The organism is Knoellia aerolata DSM 18566 (assembly GCF_000768695.1).
Lineage (GTDB): Bacteria > Actinomycetota > Actinomycetes > Actinomycetales > Dermatophilaceae > Knoellia > Knoellia aerolata.
On sequence record NZ_AVPL01000225.1, the window covers coordinates 1 to 215 of the forward strand.

Here is a 215-nt window from a genome sequence, read left to right on the forward strand (position 1 = left end):
TGGGCTGGAACACCGTCTTTTCGAAGGTCACGTCGGCGATCATGTTGCCGCCGCCCTGCCAGGGCGGCATGTCCTCCAGCACCTCGCGCCGGCCCCAGACCACGCCGATGCCGGTGGGCCCGAAGATCTTGTGGCCGGAAAACACGAAGAAGTCCGCGCCCAGCGCCTGCACGTCCACCCGCAGGTGCGACACCGACTGCGCGCCGTCCACCAGT

Annotated in this window: 1 protein-coding gene; it reads right to left on the minus strand. The window is 68.4% G+C overall.

Features of this window, described 5'->3' with window-relative positions; genetic code table 11:
- The coding region (locus N801_RS22350; protein ID WP_035941372.1) for an aminotransferase class V-fold PLP-dependent enzyme at positions 1-215 on the minus strand (215 nt) is incomplete at both ends.